Origin of the sequence: Petrotoga sp. 9PWA.NaAc.5.4, assembly GCF_002895485.1 — a bacterium.
Lineage (GTDB): Bacteria > Thermotogota > Thermotogae > Petrotogales > Petrotogaceae > AZRK01.
The window spans coordinates 156504-180923 of record NZ_AZRK01000044.1 but is presented as its reverse complement, the minus strand read 5'-3'; the positions used below and the strand labels follow the sequence as shown (position 1 = coordinate 180923).

Genomic DNA, 24420 nt, shown 5'->3' with positions numbered 1-24420 from the left:
TATAAGAAAATTATGATATAATATTCTCAAAGATTCATAAAAGTTTGCTTTTACGAAAGTTAAAAACTATAAACATTTTTAGGAACTTTAGAAATAAGAACTTTTTAAAAATAAGCGTTTGAATTTAAATTGGGTCCAGGGCAGAGCCCTTCCCCCTTTTCTGGCTACAAGTACCAAAAAAGGTTAAAGAAATTAAATGTGGACTTTAGAAATAAGAACTTTTTAAAAATAAGCGTATGAATTTAAATTGGGTCCAGGGCAGAGCCCTCTGCCCTTTTCTGGCCACAAGTACCAAAAAGGTTAAAGAAATTAAATGTGGACTTTAGAAATAAGAACTTTTTAAAAATAAGCTTTTGAATTTAAATTGGGTCCAGGGCAGAGCCCTTCCCCTTTTTCTGGCTACAAGTACCAAAAAAGATAAAAGAAATTAAATGTGGACTTTAGAAATAAGAACTTTTTAAAAATAAGCGTTTGAATTTAAAATGGGTTCAGGGCGGAGCCCTTCCCCCTTTTCTGTCTACAAGTACCAAAAAGGTTAAAGAAATTAAATGTGGACTTTAGAAATAAGAACTTTTTAAAAATAAGCGTTTGAATTTAAAATGGGTCCAGGGCGGAGCCCTCTCCCCTTTTCTGGCCACAAGTTACCTAAGAAGCTAAAAAATATAGAATTAGTCGAAATTAAAACTATGGAGGTATTTTTGAAAAGAGCAGCTTCGAAAATAAACTTTTAATTTAAAATTGATCCATAAGGAGATGATGGTTTTGACGGATGGAATTCTTTATCAATCAGTTTCATTTTTTAGTAATACATTGAAAAATAATATGAACTATTCTATATATCTTCCTCCTAAATATTCTAAAGATTCTCGAAAATATCCTGTGATTTATTTATTGCACGGTCATAATGGAAATGAGTTAAGCTGGATTAGAAAAGGACATATAGATCAAACTTTGGATTCTATGATAAAAAATTATGAAATTGCTCCTTTCGTTGCAGTTATGCCAGATGCAAAAAATAGTTGGTATGTGGATTCTCCAAATGGTCAGAAATATGAAAGTGCGATTATAAACGATCTTATGAACCACATAGAAATGCAGTATAAAGTTTATACTGATAGATCTAACCGGTTTATTGCAGGTTTATCTATGGGTGGATATGGTGCTTTAAAATTTGCTTTTAAATATCCTGAAAAGTTCTTGGCTGTAGCAAGCCTAAGTGGAGCAATAATGCAAGAAGCTCCACCAGAAAAAGATATAGATTTAGAGGGAAACGAAATTAACATCCATGAAGATTTTTATCACGATGCATTTGGTTGGCCATTTGATGCAGATTTTTGGGAAAAAGAAAATATTTTCAACTTTATAGATAACGTGAAAAAAAATGATCTGGAGTTGCCTGTTTATTTATCATGTGGTAACAATGATTATTTTTATCTCTATTTAGGAACTTGTGATTTACATCATCAATTAAGATTGAAGAACATCCCCTCACGATTGTATATTAGAGATGGAGAACATAATTGGCTTTTATGGAAAGAAGAGATAAAGGAAGTTTTAAGGTTTTTTACAGAGGTTATAGAGCTATATTAAAAAGTTTGATAATTTAAAAAAGAAGTTTTTTGGAATAAGAGTACTTATTTATAAAAGTAAAAGGGGGTTTAAAATATGAGTAAAAAATTGACTTACGGTATGGTTGGAGGCGGAAAAAATTCTCAAATAGGTATAGTTCATAGAAAAGCAATTAATTTGCACAATAACGCTGAATTAGTGTGTGGTGCGTTTTCCAGAGATTTTAAAAATACTTTGATCACTGGCAAAGAACTGAAATTGGAAGAAAAAAGGCTTTACAGAAACTACGAAGAAATGGCTGAAGAAGAATCTAAAAGACCTGATAAAATAGATTTTGTTTCTATAGTTACTCCTAATGTATCACATTACGAAATAGCAAAAAAATTTTTGGAAAGTGGCATAAATGTAATGTGTGAAAAACCCTTAACTGTAACTTTAGATCAAGCAAATGAGTTAAGTAACATAGCTAAAAATAATAAACTCATATTTGCGGTAGCTTACTCCTATACCGGTTATTCTATGGTAAGATTTGCAAGAGATTTAGTAAGAAGCGGAAAAATAGGAGATATCAGGTTTGTAAATGCACAGTACATAAGTGATTGGATGGCTAAAGTTCCTTTTGAGGGTAAAATCCCTCGACATGAATGGCGTTCTGATCCTAAATTTTCAGGATTGTCAAACTGTGTAGCTGATATAGGAGTTCATGTTGAAAATTTAGTATCTTTTATAACAGGTTTGAAGATAAAATCATTGTGTGCAAGAATGGATAAGTTCATAGAAAAAAATAAACTGGATGATAATGCCTCCATATTAGTGAATTTTGATAATGGAGCTGAAGGTATATACTGGACTTCCCAAATTGCAATAGGACACGAAAACAATTTAAACTTTGGTATATACGGAACTAAAGGTTCTATTGAATGGTCGCAAGAACAAGCTAATTATTTAAAAATTTCTACTATTGACCATCCTTTTTTGAGATTGTCAAGAGGTAGTAAAGAAATTAGTGAATACATAAAACAAGATTATGTTACTCCTGGTGGCCATCAAGAAGGTTACATAGAGGCTTTTGCAAGAATTTATGAAAAGTTTATAAACGCAATTATCAAAAGAAAAAAAGGTGAAATATTAACCCAAGAAGATTTAGACTTTCCTACAGTTGAACAGGGAGTGATTGGAATGAAATTTATTGAAAAATGTTTGGAAAGTGCGAATAAAAATTGTACATGGATAGAATTTTAAAATTAATAGGGGCTCTCGCCCCTTTTTTAATGCCGATAAATTTAGTTACATTTTGTGAAAAAAGAAACAAGCATTTTAATTGTTTTTAAATGTTTTTGTTTTTACATATGATATAATAAGATGAAAAAGAAAGATGGTTATGGTATATCTGTGAATTTTTTAACTATTGGGGATTTTAGAAAATAATCTTTTAAATTTAAATGGGTCCAGGGCAGAGCCTTCTTCTCTCTTTTTAGTTGTGCGTAGCCAAGAAGTTAAAAGAATTAAATTGAAACTTTAGAAATAATGATTTTCTAAAAATGAGCTTTTGAATTTAAATGGGTCCAGGGCAGAGCCCTCTTCTTTCTTTTTAGTTGCGCGTAGCCAAGAAGTTAAAAGAATTAAATGGGAACTTTAGAAATAATGATTTTCTAAAAATGAGCTTTTGAATTTAAATGGGTCCAGGGCAGAGCCCTTCCCCCTCTCCTTAGCTATACGTAGAGAAGAAGTCAAAGAAATTCATATTTTTTAAGAATTAGCGTTTAGGAAGTATTTTTGAAAAAACTAAGATAGAATCTGAATTTCATAATTTCTAAAGTGAGTATATTAACTATGGAAGGGAGGACGTTAAAAATGGAAGATATTCTTGATTCAAAATTAACCAAAATAAATGAATTTCTTGATTCCCTAGATTTGAATGAAAATTCCGAACAAAAACGTAGAAGTTATCTTATAGAAGTGTTGCATAAAGTTCAGGAAACTTTAGGATATATCCCGCTGGAAGTACAAAAAATGGTTGCTGCAAAGTTGAGGCTACCTGCTTCAGAAGTATATGGCGTAGTTACCTTCTACAACTTCTTTTCTACAAAGCCAAAAGGTAAATATCCTATAAGTATTTGTTTAGGAACTGCTTGTTATGTAGGGGGAGCCAATCAAATATTGGATGAATTCAAGAAAATTTTGAATATTGGAGAAGAAGAAGTAACAGAAGATGGATTATTTTCTATTCATCCGGTTAGATGCTTGGGAGCATGTGGATTAGCTCCTGTAGTAAAGATCGGTGAAAAGGTCTACGGTAGATTAAAAACAACTGATGTGCTAAGAATAATTAGAGAATATAAAACAAAAGAAAAGCAAGCTTAAAGATTTTACTTTTGCAAACTCTCGAATTATATCGGTTTGGTTTGGTAAAATACAAATATAGAACTTTAGAAATGAAGCGTTTCTAAAAATAAGCATTTGAATTTAAAATGGGTCCAGGGCGGAGCCCTCTCCCCTTCCTTCGGTATAAATACCGAAAAAGTTAAAAAAGTTAAGAATTAGTGAAAATTAGAAATGGGGATGTATTTTTGGAGAAACTAAAGTTCAAAACATTTATAGAATCTGAGTTTCATAATTTCTAAAGTGAGTAAATACAAATAATTTAGGAGGAATATATTATGCCTAAGTTGAAAAACACAGATGAATTAAGAAAATTAATTAAGGAATTAAAAGAAAAAAAAGACAAGGAAAGCATTTATTTAAAAGTTGCCTTAGGAACATGTGGAGTTTCTTCTGGTGCCGAAGACACTTACAACGAACTTTTAAAAATAATACAAGAGAAAAAACTATCAAACGTAAAAGTTATAAAAACGGGATGTCTTGGATATTGTTACGCAGAGCCAACTGTAGAAATTGACGAACCAGGTAAAAAACCAATTCTATACGGGAATGTGACTGAAAAAAAAGTTAATGATTTAGTAAAAACTCATCTAATAGAAGGGAAAATATTAGAAGATTTGGTAATAAAAGAAACACATAAAAATGCTCTTCAATTGGAGGGAAGATAATGGCCGAGCAGGTTAGAATTGTTTTACGAAATGCTGGAAACATTGATCCAGAAAAAATTGAAGATTATTTAAAAAACGATGGCTATTTAGCCCTTGCCAAAGCATTAGAGTCACGGAGAGAAGATATATTGGAAACCGTTATGTCTTCCAATTTGAGAGGACGTGGAGGCGGTGGATTTCCTACAGGATTAAAATGGAAATTCACAATGCAAGCTAAAGGTGATGAAAAATATGTAATATGTAATGCAGACGAAGGAGATCCAGGAGCCTTTATGGATAGATCAGTACTTGAAGGAGATCCTCATTCTGTTTTAGAAGGAATGACTATAGCAGCTTACGTAATTGGTGCAAAAAAGGGAATTATATATATCAGAGCAGAATATCCTCTCGCTGTTTCAAGATTGAAAACAGCTATTGCTCAAGCAGAAGAATATGGTTTTTTAGGGGAGAATATATTGGGCACTAATTTTTCTTTTAATATAGAAATCAGGCTTGGTGCTGGGGCTTTTGTATGTGGTGAAGAAACTGCTTTAATTCATTCCATAGAAGGATCAAGAGGTGAACCTACAAATAAACCACCCTTTCCTGCAAACAAAGGGTTATGGGGAAAACCTACTCTAATAAATAATGTAGAAACACTTGCTAATATTCCTCCTATCGTACTTAACGGTGCTGAATGGTTCCGACAATTTGGTACAGAAACTTCTTCCGGTACTAAGGTATTTGCATTAGCCGGAGACGTTAAAAATGTCGGTTTAGTAGAAGTCCCTATGGGAACAACGTTAAGAGAAATTATTTATGACATAGGTGGGGGTATAAAAGAAGATAAAAAATTCAAAGCTGTGCAAACTGGCGGCCCATCTGGTGGTTGTATACCAGCTGAATATTTAGATACTCCTATAGATTACGATAGTCTTCAAAAGTTGGGTTCCATGATGGGTTCTGGCGGTATGATAGTCATGGATGAATATACTTGTATGGTAGACGTAGCAAAATTTTATCTTCAATTTTCTGTTGACGAATCTTGCGGTAAATGTACAACTTGCCGTATTGGTAATGTAAGGCTTTTAGAAATTTTAGAAAAGATTACTTCGGGGAATGCTGAGTTGGAAGACTTAGACAGGATGATTTCCTTGGCTAACGTTGTAAAGAATGCCTCACTTTGCGGATTAGGACAGACGTCTCCAAATCCAATTATTTCGACATATACTTATTTTGCAGATGAATATCGTGCTCATATTTTAGATAGAGACTGTCCAGCAGGAGTCTGCAAGAATTTAATAAAATATGAAATAATCCCTGATGTATGTACTGGATGTACTGCATGTGCTAGGGTATGTCCGACAGAGGCGATAGAAGGCGAATTAAGAAAGCCACACTTTATTAACCAAGAAAAATGTATTAAATGTGGTTCTTGTTATTCAACTTGCAGATTTAACGCTATCAATATAGTTTAGGAGGGAATAATTAATGCCAAAAATTTATATAAATGATAATGAATTTGAAGCATCTGAAAACGACACGGTTTTAATGGCAGTACAAAAATTTGGAGGATATATTCCAACTTTGTGTTATATGAATTTGAAGGATATTAATATAGAAAACAAGCCTTCTTCATGTAGAGTATGCATGGTAGAAATAGAGGGGAGAAGAACACTTGCTCCAGCGTGTACAACACCTGTATCTGAAGGTTTAAAAATTCGAACACATTCACGGAAGGCTGTGGAAGCAAGAAGAACGGCTGTTCAACTGTTATTATCTGATCATCCTCAAGATTGTTTAAAATGTTCAAAAAATGGGGAATGTGATCTTCAAAGAATAGCGTCTGAACTCAATATTGTTAAAAATCCTTTTTTTGGAAAAACTTCCGATTATAAAGAAGATATTTCAGCAGCTATTATAAGGGATCCGAATAAATGCATCATGTGTAGAAAATGTGAAACTATGTGTAATAAGTTTCAGACTGTTGGAGTATTATCTGCTATGGACAGAGGATTTAATGCGGTTATTAAACCAACATTTGATTTACCGCTTGAAGAAACTGCATGCACATTCTGCGGCCAATGTGTGGCAGTTTGCCCCACAGGTGCTTTAGTTGAGAGATCTTATATAGACGAAGTATGGAAAGAGCTTGAAGATGAGAAAAAGCACGTTGTCGTGCAAACCGCTCCAGCTGTAAGAGTTGCTTTAGCAGAAGAATTTGGATATGAACCCGGAACTATTTCTACTGGTAAATTAGTGGGAATTTTAAAATTGATGGGTTTTGATGCGGTATTTGATACAAATTTTGGCGCCGATTTAACCATAATGGAAGAAGCTACTGAATTTAAAGAAAGGTTAGAAACTGGTGGTTTTATGCCTATGTTAACATCTTGTTGTCCAGGATGGGTTAAGTTTCTTGAACATCAATTTCCAGATTTGATTGAGATGCCTTCTTCCGCTAAGTCTCCACAACAAATGTTTGGCGCTATAGCAAAGAGTTATTATGCTCAAAAAAAGAATATCGATCCAAAAGATATGACCGTTGTTTCTATTATGCCTTGTTTGGCAAAAAAATATGAATCAGCAAGAGATGAGATAAATTCTAGTCCCGACTACAAAGATGTAGATTATGTATTAACCACCAGAGAATTAGCAAAAATGATAAAAGAAGCCGGGTTTAATTTCAAAGCAGTTCAAGAAATGGAATACGATAGCCCATTAGGAGAATCAACAGGAGCTGCTGCAATATTTGGTAGAACAGGGGGAGTAGCTGAAGCAGCCTTAAGAACTGCTTATGAATGGATCACCGGTAAAGAATTAAAAGCTGTTGAATTCACTGCTTTACATGGTTATGAATCTACAAGAGTCGCAGAAATTGAAATCAATGGAAAGATTATTAGAGTAGGTGTTGCTTATGGTTTAGGCAATGCTCGCAAACTTTTAGAAGATATTAGAAATGGAAAGATTCAACTTCACTTAATAGAAATCATGGCTTGCCCTGGAGGATGCGTTGGTGGAGGGGGACAACCTTATCATCATGGGAACTTCACCATAATCAAAAAACGTATAGACGCATTAAATGTAATTGATAGAACAAAATTGATTAGAAAATCTCACGAAAATCCATCGATTGTTAGACTTTACAACGAATATCTAGAAAAACCAGGTAGTGAAAAAGCACATCACTTGTTGCACACTAAATATTTAGAAAGAGAGTGGCTATAAAATAAAGGGTGGATTTCTCCACCCTTTTTAATTCAAAAACAAACCTTAAAAGTTTTTATTTCATATGGAGTAATATCAAATTTGAAAGAGTTCTTGTTTATTATATTTATTTCTTTTGGCTCTTCTTCTATCAAGTTAGTTTCATATGCTTTCTTTATTTCTTTGAAGAAAATTATTTCAGCGCCGTTTTTTCTATTCCCTTCGCTTTCATATACCCTTATAACTATCGAATCATCATCCTCCGACTTTTTAATAGTTTCGATTATTATTGATGGATCATCAATAATTGCAAAAGAAAATCTATTAGGGAGTTTACCTTCTGAATTTTTTTGTGACTTTTTAACAATAATTGGATAATTAAGTTGGTAAGATTCTTTCATAACTTCTGAATCTCTCCATGTCCCAAAGTGGGGTAAAAGCGAATAAGTAAATGTATGTTCTCCTCTATCAGCTGTTTCATCAGGTTCTATAGGAGACTTTAAAAGAGTTATTCTCATTAAATTGCCTTTTATATCATAACCATATTTAGAATCATTCAATAAAGACACTCCATAATTTCCTTCAGAAAGATCAGCCCATTTTTGTGCAGGTACTTCAAATTGTGCTATATCCCAACTTGTGTTGTTCGTCGCACTTCTCTCTATGTTACCAAACTGTATGTTGTAAGTTGCTTTTGTACTTCTTATATTTACTGGAAAAGCTGCTTTTAGTAAAAGTTGTTTCTCTTTCCAATCTATATGAGTTTCAAAATCTATTCTTCTTGAATGATTGTATACGATGACTTTTTGTTCTATGGTTGAATCATAAAATCGCCATTTGAATTTCAAAACACCTTTTAATGAAGAACTTTCCAGTACTTTAACCTCAATTAATTCGTTAACTTCCTTCATCTTTTCTTTGAAGTATGGTGATATATCCCATGCATCAAAGAAATATGGTTTATCTTCAAAAGTTTGAAGAACATTTCCAAACTTCCCATCTTCTAATACTTCTCTTTTGTTTTCTTTATCGTATAATCTTTTTATCTGTCCAACTTCGTTGAATTCTATTGTATAATATTTGTTTTCTATATAATTTTCTTTTACTATTATGTTTTCTTCTTGCTCTTTATCTAATTTTGATTTTTTAACAACTTTGTACCCAAGTGGTGGTATATTTTTTATTAAAAGATTTTTACCTTCTTCTATTTCTATCAACTCGTTTCGTTCAAAAGGCAAAGTGTTAAAAACAACAACACTATCTTCATCAGTTTTTATGACTTTTGAAATAATAGAAACAGCTTTTTCAATCTCTTTGTTCGCTATTTCTTTTATCTTTTTGTAATCTTTTCTAGCATCTTCATACACTTCCCTTATTGATGAACCTGGAAGTATATCGTGAAACTGGTTTAAAAGTAACAACTCCCATCCTTCGTTTAAAGACTTTTGTGGATATTCAAAATCTCTGAGTAAAGATTTAGCTAGTGAATTTAAAAACTCTGCGTTGTGATAAGCTACTTCAGATTTTCTGTTTTCCCTCTTTATGAAAGCTTGAGAAGTGTACGTACCTCGATGTAATTCAAAGTATAGTTCGTTGTCCCACAAGGGGACGTTTTTACCTACTATTCTTTTTTCCAGTCTATCAAAGTAATCTTCTACCTTTCCCGTTTCTACTGTAGGAAGTCCTGGTATGTCTTTTATGGCACGGTAGTTTTCAAGCATCTCATAAGTTGGACCTCCTCCTCCATCTCCCCAACCATATACAAGAAGTAATTCTTCGTTTATATCTTTTTGTTTGTAATTATCCCATATACCTTTCACCGTAAAAGGTTCTAACATACCGTTATACGTGTAAAAATAATTGTGTTCATCAGGAGTAGTAATAAAATGAGCTAATATTTTTGTTCCATCTAACCCTTTCCACCAAAATGTATCGTAGGGAAATCTGTTAATTTCGTTCCAACTTATCTTTGTTGTTGCAAAGTACTTCATTCCAGATTTTTTTATTATCTGGGGTAATGAATACGTGTATCCAAATGCATCTGGCAACCAAATTACTTTAGAATCTATACCAAACTCTTCTTTTAAAAATCTTTTACCAAATAGAATCTGCCTTATTAGAAATTCACCAGGTGATATATTAGAATCAGATTCTACCCACATACCTCCTGTTGCTTCCCATCTTCCTTCTTTTATCTTTTCTTTTACTTTTTCATATAATTCTGGATAATCATCTTTCAAAAATTTATACAGTGCGGGTGATGAATGCATAAACGTATATTCTGGATATTCTTTCATTAGGTTTAAAACTGTTGAAAAAGTACGCTGCGCTTTTTCCCTTGTATGTTTTATTCTCCAAAGCCATGCCATATCAATATGGGAATGACCTGTTAAAACCACTTTTGGAGTATCTAATTTAAAATTATCTAATTTCTCTAATTCTGTTCTTAGGTAATTGTAACTATCTTTTATTGAGTTATAATACTCATCCGATTTTGGTTTGATGAAATTGATTTTATTGTATGAATTGTTCAGAATATCAAACAATTTAATATTCACTATATTGTTTTCATCGAGTTCCTCTAATGTGTTTAGAATATTTTTGGCTAAAAAATAATATTTTTGTGAATATTCATCTATAATATACAATTCTAATCCCGCTAAAGTATAGCTCAAATCCCCTTTTAAACCTGTCCAAGATCTTATATAAATTTCTAATTTCCCATCTTCGGCAACTTCTGAGGAAATTATTGCTTCTTTATGATATTTATCTATTCCTTGAATAAATTTATCATTAACAAATAACAACGATTCTGGATAATTTGGAACAACATCTAAATCTCCATCCTTTTCCAAATTAATTTTCAAAAAAAGTTTTTCACCTTTGAAATCATTAGGTAATTGAACGGTTTTTCTGAACCAATATATCTTGTCGTACCCACCCCAACGTTCTCCAACTTTTATAGTTTTCCAAGAGAATTGTTCACTGAATTGAGGTTTAAATCTTTTTTCTTCATCTTCAAAATACTCAAGAGTATCTATTTCAAAGCTTTCTTTAACTGAGAGTTTTTTTACCTCTTTCAAACCATTTTGGATTTTCTTTTTAGTAATGTTTTTTAGCATTGATTTGTTTCCTCCTACTTATAAATTTTTTACTGACTTCAGAAATTCTAAGACACAGAATTTAACTAACTTTTAATATCTTGTGTTTGAAGTAGTTACCTCCCTACGTTATAATGTTACTCACTTTAGAAATTATGAAACACAGATTCTATAAATGTTTTGACGTTTAGTTTCTCCAAAAATACCTTTCCACTTCTAATTCTTACTAATTCTTAATTTTTTTAACTTTTTCGGTATTTTTACCGAAGGAGGGGGAGAGGGCTCCGCCCTAGACCCAGTTTAAATTCAAAATTCCATTTTTAGAAAATTCTCATTTCTAAAGTCCCTAATAAATTTTATAATTGTGTTTCATATAATTTGCTATGCTAAATCCTCTATACCCTTTATCTCCTAATCCATCACCTATAATCTTTAAATTTTCTTTTTCATCATCTCTTTGTACAATTCTGGCTTTTTTCAATAAAGATCAAAATGTTTTTCTTTTTATCTTTTTTAATAACATAAAATTAAAACTCCTCCTCATAAATTTTTTAATACTGAATCTTCATATCCATTTAATTATCAAATTCTACCAAGAGCGAACTTAGGAAATATGGTTTTGTTTTAAAAGATACGTTATTGTTAATAAATGAAATATCATTTCTTTCCGGCATAATTTTTTCATTAATATCAATCATATAGGCATTTTTTACTTTCCAAAAAAAGGATAATTCCACGTTCTCTTCTTCACCATTAACTTCATATAACCTTATAATCAGTCTATTAAAACTATTTTTTTCTGGCATTTTTATTCCAGAAACTACAACGTTTTTACTTTTCAGTGACATAAAGCCCTTAGAAAGGGGCAGCGTTCCTTTATGAAAAGTCCCGTAAAAGGAGTTAAGAGGATGATTAAAAGTATATGCTTTATCTATTAAATCTTTATTTGAGATAACATTAACTAAAGATATCCCTAATCTAAATTTATGTGATCCAACTTCTGGATAAGGATCAGGATCCGTTGAACTCCTTATAAGAGAAACCGACATAACATTATTATTACAACGAAACCCATATTTTGAATTCGTTACAAGCATCACAGATTTGTTATCTGCTTTTTGATTAACCCCTACAGCAAAACTATTTGCAGGTACATCCATATTCGCACCTTTTCTTTCAATAACACCAAAAGGCACATCGTATTTAAAGGTAATAGGTGAATATGAAAGAGGTAAAAAGAAGTTAAGCTGAGGGACACTTTCTCCAACTTTTCCAAATTCTTTCCATTCGCATTGTACATCATACGTCAAAGTAGGAGAATCTTGATCCAATGATATTTTAATCTTTAATAAAGAATTCATAAAAGATAATTCATAAGTTATACTTTTACTAATATTCTCGTCTAAACACACATCTTTAACTTTTATATCGTTTAAAAGATTTTTTATATTCATGTATCTTCCGACAACCCAAGCAGTTCCTTCATGCTTACCTTCTTCTTCAATTAATCTAAATATCCCAGATGGATGAGATTTATCTACTATTTCCTGATTATTTTCCTTATCTATTAGAGAATTGATAGACAAATTTTTGGAATCAAAAGTAACTTTTATATATTCATTTTCCATAATGAACTCATCAGGTTTTTCGATTCTAGGAGCCAAGACATTAAACATTTCTTCTTTACTAAATTCTAAATCGTTCTCCTCCATTTCACTCATTATATAAGTTGAATACCCGCAAGAAGGAACTTCGGCATTGATGAGTAATCGAAAATAATTATGGCCCCAATAGCTTTGGAAAGTTCTATCAATTAACTGATGGGTTATGATTTTACCCTTCTCATTTTTTATAATAATTTTCTCAAGATCACCATCCCAATCCCAGATAGTAATTTCAACAACTTCTCTTCTAATAAAAGTAGCAGAATTAAATACATGGAAAATCCTTTCTTTTTCGCTATTTTGTTCTGATTGTATAACCTTGAAATTTTCAACTCCATATCCTGCTCCAGCACCCTCTGAGATACTTTCTTTGTTTACCTTTTTGTTTTGTTGAAAGATACCTTCGGTATCTATTCTTCCCGTAATATGGCGTAATGCGTAAGATAGATGCGTGTTAGTAATCGCCATAGTTTTTTGAAATAATCCCATAGCATATTCTTGAGAACCACCTGTACAGGACCCAGGTAGTATATCATGAAATTGATTAAATAATACATTTTCCCAAGCCTTTGAAAAGTCTAATGAAGGATATTTTGAAGAAGAAGTTAATAAGCAAGAAAAAGTGCTAAACATCTCTGCTTCATTTAATGTCTTTTCAGATATCCTATTGGCTTGTTTTAACTTACTTTGTGAAGTATAACACCCTGTAAAAACAAAATTTAATTCTTTTTTTACTTCCTGCATGTTTGATGAGTTTTTATCCAACAATGAAAAATATTCATGATAAGTACCAAACCGAAATTCTGGAAAAACAGGCCAATCATTCATATCAATTATTCTTTCAATATCTCTTCTGGTAGGTCCACCACCATGATCACCTATTCCATATACCTTAAGCATCGTATCAATGTTGTACTTGGTACAAAAATGTGGAACATTTATTGCAGCAGATGAATCAATCGGTGAATTATACCAGAAAGGTTCGTTGTATGCAATAATATAATTTCCAGATGGAGCTAACCACTTATATATATTATAACCTTTGTACCCGCGACAATGATAATAATATTTTATTCCTGCATTAAACAGAAGTTCCGGAATGTTTATACTATGTCCAAAAGTATCGGGTTCAAAATCAATTTGTAAAGATTCTGAATCAATTTCTAATATCTTTGAAAGATATTGTTTTGTATAAAGAATTTGCCTAACCATACTTTCACTACCAGGCATATTTTTATCATGCTCGACCCATGTAGAAGCAGTTACTTCCAATTTTCCTTCTTTAATTCTTTTTTTTACTTCTTCTAACATTTCAAGATCGAATTCTTCAAGAATTTTATATACAGATGCCTGAGATTGAGAAAATTTGAATTTTGGATACTCAGACATTAGTTTTAGAACTGTACGAAACGTTTCAAGGACCACTGATACTGTTTCATCATATCTCCACATCCAATTCATGTCAATATGTGCATGAGCAACACATAATATTTTAAAAGATTTTGATATTTGAGATAACGGAAGTAATAACTTTTCTGTTTCTAGAGCTACGGTTTTGGTAATACTTTTTTCTTTCCTATAGTTTTCATAAAGAAAATCTATTGCTGAGTTCAGAATTTTATTGTAATTGGCATCAAATATTTTATTTAATTCCATGGCATATTCAATCTGAGAAATAATTCTGTTACTCCAGTACCAAGATTGAGATTGCGACCCTAAAAGAGTTCCGGAAAACAAAATGTCTTTATTACGAATAATTTCATCTTTTACCCAATAACCTGCAGGATTCTGTTTTTTTATTTCCTTTAATTTAAATTTTTCTATATTCATCATAATATCAATTTGCTCCTTTAATGTTTGTTAGATGAACATGTTAGCTACTTTTGAATTAGAATTTCGTATTATCTTTTATTCGCAGATTTAATGAATCTGTAAGGATATCTTTCTTCTGGTTCACTAATTGAATTTAACTCATTTAGTTCATCTTGAGTGAGTTCCCAACCCACTGCCCCCATATTATCTTCAATTTGTTTCAAAGTTCTTATTCCTAAAATAGGAATAACATTTCTCGAAATAATCCAATTAAGTGAAATCTGAGCTACCGTTTTATTTCGAGCTTTAGCAATTCCTTCTAATTTTTCAAGTATTTTGAAGTTTTTTTCCGTTGCTCTTTTGTCCCAAGATTCTTCCCAATCATTTTCAGCTACTGCAATTCTTCCTTCTTTTGGCTTTTCTCCAGCTTTATATTTTCCACTTAAAAATCCTCCTCCTAATGGTCCCCAAGCCACAAGACTTATACCTTCTGCGTTACAAACAGGCATAACTTCCATTTCTATATCTCTTACAACTAGGCTATACTGCATTTGAGCTGAAATTATTTTTTCATACCTGTTAACTTCAGATACTTTCAATGCCTTTTCAATTTGCCAGCCTGAAAAATTCGAAATCCCAATATATCTAACATATCCCTTATTTATTAGGTAATCTAAGGCAGAAAGAGTTTCTTCTATTGGAGTGAAATAATCCCAACAATGTATTTGATAAAGATCTATATAATCAGTCTGTAGTCTTTTCAAGCTATTTTCAACAGCTCTTAAAATATTATTTCTTGAAACCCCCTTTTCATTAAAATCTTTCCCTGTTGGGAAAAACACTTTTGTCGCAAGAACAATATTATTTCGTTTTCCTCTTAAGGCACGCCCAAGAATTTCTTCTGATTTCCCTTCTGCATATACGTTCGCTGTATCTATAAAGTTTCCACCATTATCAAAATAATATTCCAAAATTTTATTTGCTTCTTTCTCATCTGCTTCTCTTCCAAATGTCATTGTCCCTAAAGAAACTTCAGATACTTTTAAACCACTTTTACCAAGATTTACATATTTCATAAAATATTCAACCTCCATTCCTGTTTTAACGAATATGCATTTTTACCCTTTGCTGCCAGTAAACTTAATTCCTTCAATTAATTGTTTTTGTGTGAGTATAAAGAAAATCAAAACGGGAATTACTGTAATTGTTGCAGCTGCCATCATCCAATTCCAGTGAGTACCGTATTGATCCAAAAATTGAGGTAATCCCAATGAAAGAGGATATTTGTTTTCATTTGTTAAATAAATAAGAGGTCCTAAATAATCATTCCATGAAGCTAAAAATTGAAATAATCCTACTACCAAAAGTGCAGGTTTTATTAATGGTAGTGCAATTCTAGTATAAATCTGAAATTCTGAGGCTCCGTCAATACGTGCAGCATCAAATAAACTTGTAGGTAAAGATCGAAAAAACTGTCTTAATAAAAAGATAAAAAAAGGTTGTCCTAAAAATGAAGGAATTATTAAAGGCCAAAATGTATTAACTAAATTTAATCTTGCAAATATAACAAAAAGAGGTATAAGTGTAACAAAATTCGGCAACATCATAGTGGCAATAAGTGAATAGAATATAATATCTCTTCCTTTCCATTTTAATTGTGCAAAACTGTAAGCTGCTAAAGGACAGGAAAACAAAACTCCAATTACTGAACCGGCTGTAATTATTACGCTATTTCGAAAGTATTTAAAAAAAGGAAAATATGTTACGGCGTGTTTGTAATTTTCAAACATTAATTTATCAGGCCATAAAGGGGTAGGATATTCGTATAGTTCATGATCAGCTTTAAATGAAGTGGATACCATCCAAAAAAAAGGCAACATATAAATAATTGTAACAATTATCAATAATATTAAACTAATTACAGTTGAAATTATAAAACTCTTCTTTTTGCTTTTCATAAAGACCTTTCCTCCCTGGTTTCTAATCATTTATGTACTCTTACAAAATCAATCATTCCTTAATATACAAATTTTTTTTAATTTTTATAAAAGTTATTCTCCATAAAAAACCCATTTCATAGATGTCCTAAAAAGAACAAAAGACAAAATCAAAGCAATTATAAATATTATCCATGACATTGCAGAGGCATACCCCATATTTGTGTAACGAAAAGCATTTCTATAAATATACATTCCTAATGATAATGAAGCATTGTTTGGCCCTCCTCCTGTCATAATGTTTGGCATATCAAAAAATTGAAGTGCTTGTATAGATGAAGTTATCAAATAATATAGTGTAACAGGACTAATAAATGGGAAAGTAATCCTCCAAAATTTTTGCCAAGCATTTGCTCCGTCTAATGTTGCTGCTTCATACAATTCTCTAGGAATATCCTTCATACTAGCCATAAAAAGTAAAGCTGTTGGACCTGCACCCCATTGTGCTGCTAATACCAATGTAAACTTTACCCAACTTTCATCAGCAATCCACAGAGGACCATTAATTCCAACCCTTGCTAGTAACCCATTTACCAAGCCAAAATATGGATTGAAGAACCATAAAGCTACAGTAGCAAAAGCATATACCGGAACTATGCTGGGAAGGTAAACCATTGATCTAAAAAAGCTTATCCCTTTTATATCTTTTACCAAAAGTAAAGCTAAGCAGATTCCAACAACTAACCCTAATGGAACTAGCAATACTAAATAATACATTGTATTGGAAAAAGATTTTATAAACAAAGGATCGGAAAATAGATTTTTATAATTTTCAAAACCCACCCATTCTGGAGAATCAGTTATATGGTACTCTGTTAAACTATAAAAACCAGAAGCAATGATGGGATAAATTTTTAAAATAACTAATCCTAAAATAGCTGGTAATGCGAATAACACTCCTATCCAAGCTCTTTTTTTACTATGAGACAATTATGAAAACCTCCTTTCAAAAGTAGGGCCTCGCTTATTTATCCGAGGCCCAATAATAATTTACCTTTATTTTCCTAACATCTTGTCTAATTCCGATTGTACTTTATCTTGTGCATCTTTTAATGCAGTCGCAGCATCTTTTTCACCATATAAAACATAATTTCTGGCATCCACTAATTCATCCCACAATAATGCTCCTACTGGTAAAGGAGGTCTACTTTTGGCAACTGTTAATAGATCAGCAAACAATTTTTGCTCAGGATAATTTTCAACAAATTCAGGAATTGCCTCTTTTATTGTCGGTAAATGAGCAGTATCAACAGCATACTTAATTTGCCCTTCTGTAGCCATATAATGTATAAACTCAGCCGCTTCTTTCGGGTGTTTTGCACCTTTAGGAATTACAAGACTCCAACCTCCTGCCCAAGTAGTTGATTGTCCGAGCTCTTCTGGATATGGTATAGGAGCAATTCCATATTCAAAATCTTTTGGTGCTAATTCTCTAATTTGTGCGAGAAGCCAATTCCCGTCTATTCTCATTGATAATTGACCTTGTAAGAAAGGGTCAATAGGAGCTGCACTTCCAACATTTGCTCCAGTAAAACTCATACCAAAAGCAGAGAAAAAAGCTTCTAATTCTTTAATCCCATATTTATCAGCGTATGTTTTTTGCCATTCAAGAGATTTTATAATATTTTCATCTTCAGCAAATATTAACTTTTGATTTTCAGGATCATAGAACTCTCCATCAAATGCCCATCCCCATGTGTAAGGCCATCCTTGACCAACCCATGGTACAAAACCTATTCTTAAGTATCTATTTCCAGCCTTTTTAGTTAATTTATCAGCATATTCATCTAGTTCTTCAATAGTTTTAGGGGGCTTCTCTGGGTCTAGACCAGCTTCTTTAAAATGTTTTTTATTATAATATAAAACACGTGCATCGGTATCCCAGGGTAACGCATATAAAGTTTCATTCCATATACATTCTTCAATTGCAAAATCTACATATTGTTTTTTCAAGCTTTCAATGTCTATCCCAATTTGTTCCAGATACTTGCCTAAAGGTTCTAATTGTTGGTAATAAGCTCTTTGGGCAACTGTAAATCTGTCTAAATAGTAAACATCTGGTCCAGTCCCTCCTGCAATAGCTGTCATTAATTTAGTTGCTTCAGTTTCAGACCCAGGTACTAAAATAATTTCTACCTGAATATTGGGATTCCTTTCATTAAATATTTGAACACTTTCTTCGATAGATTTACGATCCACAGGATTTGACATATTATGCCAAAAAACTATTTTTACAGGTTCTGCTTCCAAAAAACTGATTAATAAAATGGCAAATATAACTAAAACTCCGATCCTCTTCATAACTCTTCCTCCTTTGAAATTTATTAAAATATTGAACCAGAAACATTTTAATACCTTAATGTGTTATTTCATTTTAATCTCCTCCCTTCTAAATATTCAAATGTTACTAATAATTTCATCTTTAAGAAATTTTATTAATCCGAATTTTGCAGCGCCTTTTGAAACTGCATATTCATCTAAGTTTGAATAAGATATATTTATTGGATGCTTGTGAAACAAATGTTCCTTTACAAAAGAATTTAATTGAATTAAAAAATCTTTACCTAAATATCTTGTTCTACCATCTATTAAAATATTTGAAATTCCAAAATAATGTATTAAAGATAGTATTATTGAACCAAAATATTTGGAAAGTTCTATTTTAAAGTCTTTTATTTGTTTATTTTCAGTTTCTGAAATAGATTCTAACTCATTGATGGATTTTATTTGTTTTTTTGATATTTTGTTTAATTTTTGAATAACATTATCTATTCCGTATTCATTTTCAAAAAATTTAAAATTCCCATTGTTATAAATAAGAGTATGTCCAATCTCTCCTGCATATCCATTGATGCCATGATAAAGTTGATTATTTATTATTATTCCTGCCCCAATACCTTTATCATAGAGGATATATATAAAAGAATCTAAATCTTTTCCTTTTCCATAATATTTTTCACCCATAGCTCCCATATCAGCATCATTTTCTAAACATGCAAAAACATTGTATCTTTCCTTTATTTTGTATATCAAAGGAAAATTCACGAATTCAGGAAGTTTTGGTGGTTCTTTAATAACCCCTTTTTCAGTATCTAAAGGTCCCGGAACCCCAAAAGATACTACTTTTACTTTCTTGTTAGTAAGTTCCGCTTTTCTCATAAGTTCATCAATAACTTGGTATACCATATTTATTTGTGGTATTCCCTCTTTGAAAGGATATTTCATGCTATAGATTTCCGTTCCTTCACAATCAATAAGAGAGCCATTTACACCGTCGCGCATTATTCCTATTCCAATTACATGAGCAAAGTTTTTTACAAATTTTAGAGTAATAGAGGGTCTTCCAATTCCATTAGGATTACTTTTGACTTCTTCTATAAATCCGATTTTAAGGAAATCTCTGACTATCTCGCCTATAGTAGTTTTAGTTAATCCAGTTTGATAGGCAAGTTCTATTCTTGACATTTCTTTATTGAATAAAAGATCTAAAACTTTTAAAGAATTATTTATTCTTATAGATTCGTTTTGTGTTTTCAAATTCAAATTCAACTCCTAATTAAATTTAGGTTAATAAGTAAGTCTTCTTTATTAATTTGATTCTAATATAACTTTTAATAAATGTCAAGGTCCAAAATCGACAGATTTTAAATATTAAAAGAAAATATCTTGAATTAGACACAGTTAACTTACAAAATCAAATCTTTTATGATTATTTTTGCTTGAATTTACTTCCTTACATACAATTGTAAATAGAGATATAATAGTTTGACTTAATTAGAAAAATATATTAAAATATAGTATAAATTAAAACAACCAATTTGGACGTCTCCAATGTATATGACCTATATGTGTGTTTCCAATTGAAGAGGTTTTTTGAAAAAATTTAAATCTAAAGCGCATATAAAAATGGATTTTAAATTTTTAAATACAGTAAAAAAAATTATGTAAGGGGGTTGTTATTATGAAAAAGATTGCTATTATAACTTGTATTTTATTGTTCAGTTTACTTCTTTTCTCTGAAGACGTTATAACTTTAAATTTGATCGAAGCATTTTCAAGTCCATACAGAACACCTACTTTAAAAAATATTATACAAATTTTTGAAACTTTAAATCCTGGAGTAAAAATTAATGTTATCTCACCACCATATGAAACGGCTTATCAAAAAATTAATTTGATGATAAGTACAGAACAACCACTTGATATTGTGGAAATTGGAGATTGGAATTTAAGTGCTTTAGCTGCAATGGGAAAATTAGAAGATTTATCGAGTTATATCGATTCTTGGCATGAAAAGGACGATATGATCGAAGGAGTTTTAGAAGCAGCAAAAACTTATCAAGATATTCCTTATTTATTACCACATGGTGTTTTTGTAAAAGCACTTTTTTATAGACCAGATATTTTAGAGAAATATGGTTTTAAGAGTTATCCAAAAACTATGCCAGAAATGTATGATACGGCAAAAAAATTAACAGAATCTGGTAAAAATCAATATGGTTTTGATTTTAGAGGTAAAGGATATCCGACAGCATTCATTGATATTGTTCTCACTTCATTCTTTGATGATATCGATCCAAATAATATGTACCTAACTACATCTGGAGAAATTATTTTTGAAGATCCAAGAGCCATTGAAGGATTAAATTTCTACGTTAGTTTATATAAAGATACAGCTCCAAAAGATTCTATTAATTGGGGTTGGGATGAACAAATTAACGCCTTTGTTTCTGGCATTACGCCTTTATTATTTCAAGATCCTGATACTACAGGCATGTTGAACGAAATGCTTGAACCTGGTCAATATAAAACTGCTCCCATTCCATTGGGGGTAAGTGAAAAGATATACCCAACATTTGGATTTGTTGGGTGGGGAATCCCTACCTATTCTGAACATAAAGATTTGGCTTGGAAATTCATTAAATTTGTTAGCTCAGCCGAAATTAATGGTTATTGGAGTAAAAGTTATGGTGCTTTACCAATACTAAAATCAGTTTATACATACGATTCATATTTTAGTTCAGATATTTTTGAAGGGTGGACAAAGATGTTTGAAGATAGTGAACATTACCAATTTACACAATATCCGTTAGATAATGAAAATTGGGGAAAGTGGAATGAATTCCAAGAAAAGACCATGCAGCAAGTATTGCTTGGAAAACTTTCTGTAGAAAGTTGCTTGAAAGAATGGGCTGACTTTTGGAAAAAGGCCGGAATTAAATAAAAAAGGTGGTTTAATGAAGAAAAGAAAATTTATCTTTTTTATGTTATTACCTACTTTTCTTTTAATTTTATTTATTATTTTTTACCCCACTATAAGTGGGGTTTTGTTATCTTTTAAAAATTACTCTCTTTTTAATTTTAAAAATATTGAATGGATAGGTTTTGACAATTTCAAGGAAATCTTTTCCGATCCTTTTTATGGTAATATTATTTGGAATACTGTGAAATGGGTTGTTTTTTCTGTATTTTTTCAATTGATATTGGGTTTTATATTAGCTCTTTTAATGAAAGAACCTTTTAAAGGAAGAGGAATATATGCTGGTTTCGTGTTTTATCCTTGGGCTATTTCAGGTTTTGCTATAGGCTTAAGTTGGTCTTGGCTTTTAAACGGACAATTTGGAGTTATTAATGATATACTGATGAAAATCGGATTTATAAATGAAGGCATCAATTTTCTTTCAGATCCTTCTTTAGCTATGTTTTCAGTTATTTTAGTTAATGTATGGTATGGAATACCTTTTTTTGCTATTATGATTTTAGCTTCATTACAAACTGTACCCGATTCACTTTATGATGCCGCAGAAATTGATGGAGCGGGTTATTTTACTAAACTTTTTCACATTACTATTCCATATATAAAACCTACTTTGATAAATACCATTTTGTTGAGAACGATATGGATTATGAATTTTCCGGATATAATTTATGGCATGACGCGTGGTGGGCCAGCAGGAAGTACAGAAATTTTATCCGTTAAAATGATAAATACTGTTTTTTATGAATCAGACTATAGTAAAGCAGCTGCCCATGGAGTTGTTATCGTTTCAATTCTTTTCATTTATACAATCATGTACTTAAGATTAACTTCAAAACAGGAGTTCAGTTTATGAAAAAGAAAACTTTCAAAAGTATTATACGCATAATTTTATTAATTATCTTTTTTGTTTTTGCGATTTTTCCGTTATATTGGATTATATTAACTTCATTAAAACCCACACATGAATTATATTCTTTTCCGATTAGGTATTGGACAAATAATCCTAGCTTATATGGTTATAAGAAATTATTTGAATTTGTTAATTTTCAACGCTATTTTTTAAATAGTATAATAGTATCTTTAAGTGCTTCATTTGTTTCAACAATATTTGCTATGTTGAGTGGTTATATCTTATCAAGGGGTGAATTCAAATGGAAGTACCCTATTATTTTGTTTTTGTTTTTTTCTCAAATGATTCCAACTTATTTGATCATGGTTCCTCAATATACTATGTTTCTAAAACTAAATTTAATCAATAAACTTGCAAGTCTAATTATCATATATAGTGGATTTGGAGCTGCTTTTAGTACAATTATGGCAAAGGGTTTTTTTGATAGAATTCCAAGAAGCATAGAAGAGGCAGCCTTAATCGACGGTTGTAATGAAGTCCAATCTCTATTCAAAATTACCTTACCTCTAATGGTTCCTGGATTATCCGCCATACTTAGTTTTTCTTTTGTAAATAATTGGAATGAGCTGTTCACCGCTGTAATGTTTTTAAACACTTCGGATAAATACACCGTACCTGTAGGATTATACTCTATTGTATCAAAAGCAGGGGTTCAGTGGAATGTTTTAGCTGCAGGTATTGTAATAGCTCTTTTACCAACCATTATAGTATTTGCTTTCGCACAAAAGTATATTATATCCGGACTTACTCAAGGAAGTTTGAAAGATTGATATTATTTTTGATGATAACATTTTAGATTTTTAACTAAAAAGCACATATTTCTTGAAAAGGAGGTAAGGGCAACTCTTTCCAACCAGTTATATTTGCCCAATTTTAGATGAAGAACCATGAAATCCTATTCATAATTAATCCTGCGGCTTCAGGTGGAAAAACATTAAAAGATTGGAATAAAAAAATTTATCCTCTTTTAAAAAAGGAAAATTTTTCTTTTGATTACGAATTCACAACAAAACCTTTCGATGCTTTTGAACTTGCTCTTGATGGTATTAAAAAAGGCTATAGAAAGCTGATTTCAGTTGGTGGCGATGGAACAGTTAATGAAATAGCTAATGCAATTCTGACCCAAAGCGTAATAGATTCGGTCGAAATAACCTTAGGCTCTATCGGAACAGGTACCGGAAATGATTGGAGAAAAACGGTAGGGATTCCAAAGGATTACGAACAAGCAATAAAGGTTATCAAGGAAGGGAAGTATATCTTACAGGATGTAGGAAAAGTTAATTATTTTCAAAATGGCCAAGAAAAATCACGATTTTTTATAAATGTTGCAGGAATGGGTTTTGACGCAGTTGTTACTTATAAAGCTAATTCAAGAAAAAAGCATTATTTCAAAAAATTTGTTTATTTCATTAATTTATTTAGTACGTTATTCTCATTTAATGATCCGTATATTGAAATTAAAATCGATGGCAAAAAGGTTTATGAAGATAAAAGCTTGACTTTAAATGTCGGCATCTGTAAATACAGTGGTGGTGGAATGATGTTTACTCCAAATGCAATATATGACGATGGATTATTTGATATAACCGTTATTGATAAAATTTCGATTTTTAAGATTTTAATTAATTTAAGAAAAATATACGATGGTTCTTTTATAAACAATGATGCTGTAAAAAATTTCAAAGCTAAAAATGTAGAAATAACATCCAAAGAAAAACTATACTTAGAAGTAGATGGAGAATCCTTAGGCCATTGTCCATTTTATTTTAAAATATATCCAAAAAGACTTAAGGTGATAGTGAGTTAATAATAAGTAGGTTTTTTATAAGAATTAGGGTAATGCTACAAAAATTACTGTGGCATTACCCTAA

The 24420-nt window shown here is 31.3% G+C and carries 15 protein-coding genes and 1 pseudogene; 9 read left to right on the top strand and 7 right to left on the bottom strand.

The window, feature by feature from the left end; translation table 11 throughout:
* The first annotated feature begins 762 nt into the window (after positions 1-762).
* From X924_RS09650 to X924_RS09625, 5 genes and pseudogenes are all read left to right on the top strand, one after another.
* Positions 763-1590 (top strand): alpha/beta hydrolase family protein, encoded by an 828-nt coding sequence (locus X924_RS09650; protein ID WP_158245371.1) that lies wholly within the window; start codon positions 763-765, stop codon positions 1588-1590.
* Positions 1591-1665: 75 nt separating this feature from the next.
* Positions 1666-2811 carry a Gfo/Idh/MocA family protein gene (locus X924_RS09645; RefSeq protein WP_121958701.1) on the top strand — a complete coding sequence of 382 codons (1146 nt, stop codon included), beginning with the start codon at positions 1666-1668 and terminating at the stop codon, positions 2809-2811.
* Between the two features lie 612 nt (positions 2812-3423).
* Positions 3424-3933 (top strand): NAD(P)H-dependent oxidoreductase subunit E, encoded by a 510-nt coding sequence (locus X924_RS09640; RefSeq protein WP_121958700.1) that lies wholly within the window; start codon positions 3424-3426, stop codon positions 3931-3933.
* 296 nt (positions 3934-4229) lie between these two features.
* Positions 4230-6076, top strand: a pseudogene (locus X924_RS09630) (NADH-ubiquinone oxidoreductase-F iron-sulfur binding region domain-containing protein).
* A 13-nt stretch (positions 6077-6089) separates the two neighbouring features.
* Complete coding sequence (locus X924_RS09625; RefSeq protein WP_121958697.1) at positions 6090-7826, top strand: NADH-dependent [FeFe] hydrogenase, group A6; 1737 nt, start codon at positions 6090-6092, stop codon at positions 7824-7826.
* A gap of 32 nt (positions 7827-7858) precedes the next feature.
* Here X924_RS09625 and X924_RS09620 read toward each other — a convergent pair whose 3' ends face one another.
* From X924_RS09620 to X924_RS09590, 7 genes are all read right to left on the bottom strand, one after another.
* Positions 7859-10927, bottom strand: coding sequence for an alpha-mannosidase (locus tag X924_RS09620; RefSeq protein WP_121958696.1), 3069 nt, complete (start codon positions 10925-10927; stop codon positions 7859-7861).
* A gap of 554 nt (positions 10928-11481) precedes the next feature.
* Positions 11482-14403 carry an alpha-mannosidase gene (locus X924_RS09615; RefSeq protein ID WP_199172695.1) on the bottom strand — a complete coding sequence of 974 codons (2922 nt, stop codon included), beginning with the start codon at positions 14401-14403 and terminating at the stop codon, positions 11482-11484.
* Positions 14404-14471: 68 nt separating this feature from the next.
* Positions 14472-15458 carry an aldo/keto reductase gene (locus tag X924_RS09610; protein WP_121958695.1) on the bottom strand — a complete coding sequence of 329 codons (987 nt, stop codon included), beginning with the start codon at positions 15456-15458 and terminating at the stop codon, positions 14472-14474.
* A gap of 42 nt (positions 15459-15500) precedes the next feature.
* Complete coding sequence (locus tag X924_RS09605) at positions 15501-16340, bottom strand: carbohydrate ABC transporter permease (RefSeq protein ID WP_121958694.1); 840 nt, start codon at positions 16338-16340, stop codon at positions 15501-15503.
* Positions 16341-16433: 93 nt separating this feature from the next.
* Positions 16434-17309: a carbohydrate ABC transporter permease gene (locus X924_RS09600; protein ID WP_121958693.1), complete on the bottom strand. Its 876-nt coding sequence runs from the start codon at positions 17307-17309 to the stop codon at positions 16434-16436.
* Between the two features lie 66 nt (positions 17310-17375).
* Positions 17376-18680, bottom strand: a complete 1305-nt coding sequence (locus tag X924_RS09595) for an ABC transporter substrate-binding protein (RefSeq protein ID WP_121958692.1) — start codon at positions 18678-18680, stop codon at positions 17376-17378.
* Positions 18681-18776: 96 nt separating this feature from the next.
* Positions 18777-19922: an ROK family protein gene (locus tag X924_RS09590; protein ID WP_121958691.1), complete on the bottom strand. Its 1146-nt coding sequence runs from the start codon at positions 19920-19922 to the stop codon at positions 18777-18779.
* Positions 19923-20340: 418 nt separating this feature from the next.
* Between X924_RS09590 and X924_RS09585 the strand changes: the two genes are divergently transcribed.
* The 4 genes from X924_RS09585 to X924_RS09570 all read left to right on the top strand — a co-directional run bounded on the left by X924_RS09585 (position 20341) and on the right by X924_RS09570 (position 24356).
* A complete protein-coding gene (locus X924_RS09585) occupies positions 20341-21603 on the top strand; it encodes a sugar ABC transporter substrate-binding protein (protein ID WP_121958690.1) in 1263 nt (420 codons plus the stop codon).
* Between the two features lie 13 nt (positions 21604-21616).
* A complete protein-coding gene (locus X924_RS09580; protein WP_121958689.1) occupies positions 21617-22492 on the top strand; it encodes a carbohydrate ABC transporter permease in 876 nt (291 codons plus the stop codon).
* Positions 22489-23319: a carbohydrate ABC transporter permease gene (locus X924_RS09575; RefSeq protein WP_121958688.1), complete on the top strand. Its 831-nt coding sequence runs from the start codon at positions 22489-22491 to the stop codon at positions 23317-23319. The genes X924_RS09580 and X924_RS09575 overlap by 4 nt, the downstream gene beginning before the upstream one ends.
* Before the next feature lie 107 nt (positions 23320-23426).
* The gene (locus tag X924_RS09570) at positions 23427-24356 is read left to right on the top strand and encodes a diacylglycerol kinase family protein (protein ID WP_121958687.1); all 930 of its coding nucleotides are present in this window, start codon (positions 23427-23429) and stop codon (positions 24354-24356) included.
* Positions 24357-24420 lie beyond the last annotated feature (64 nt).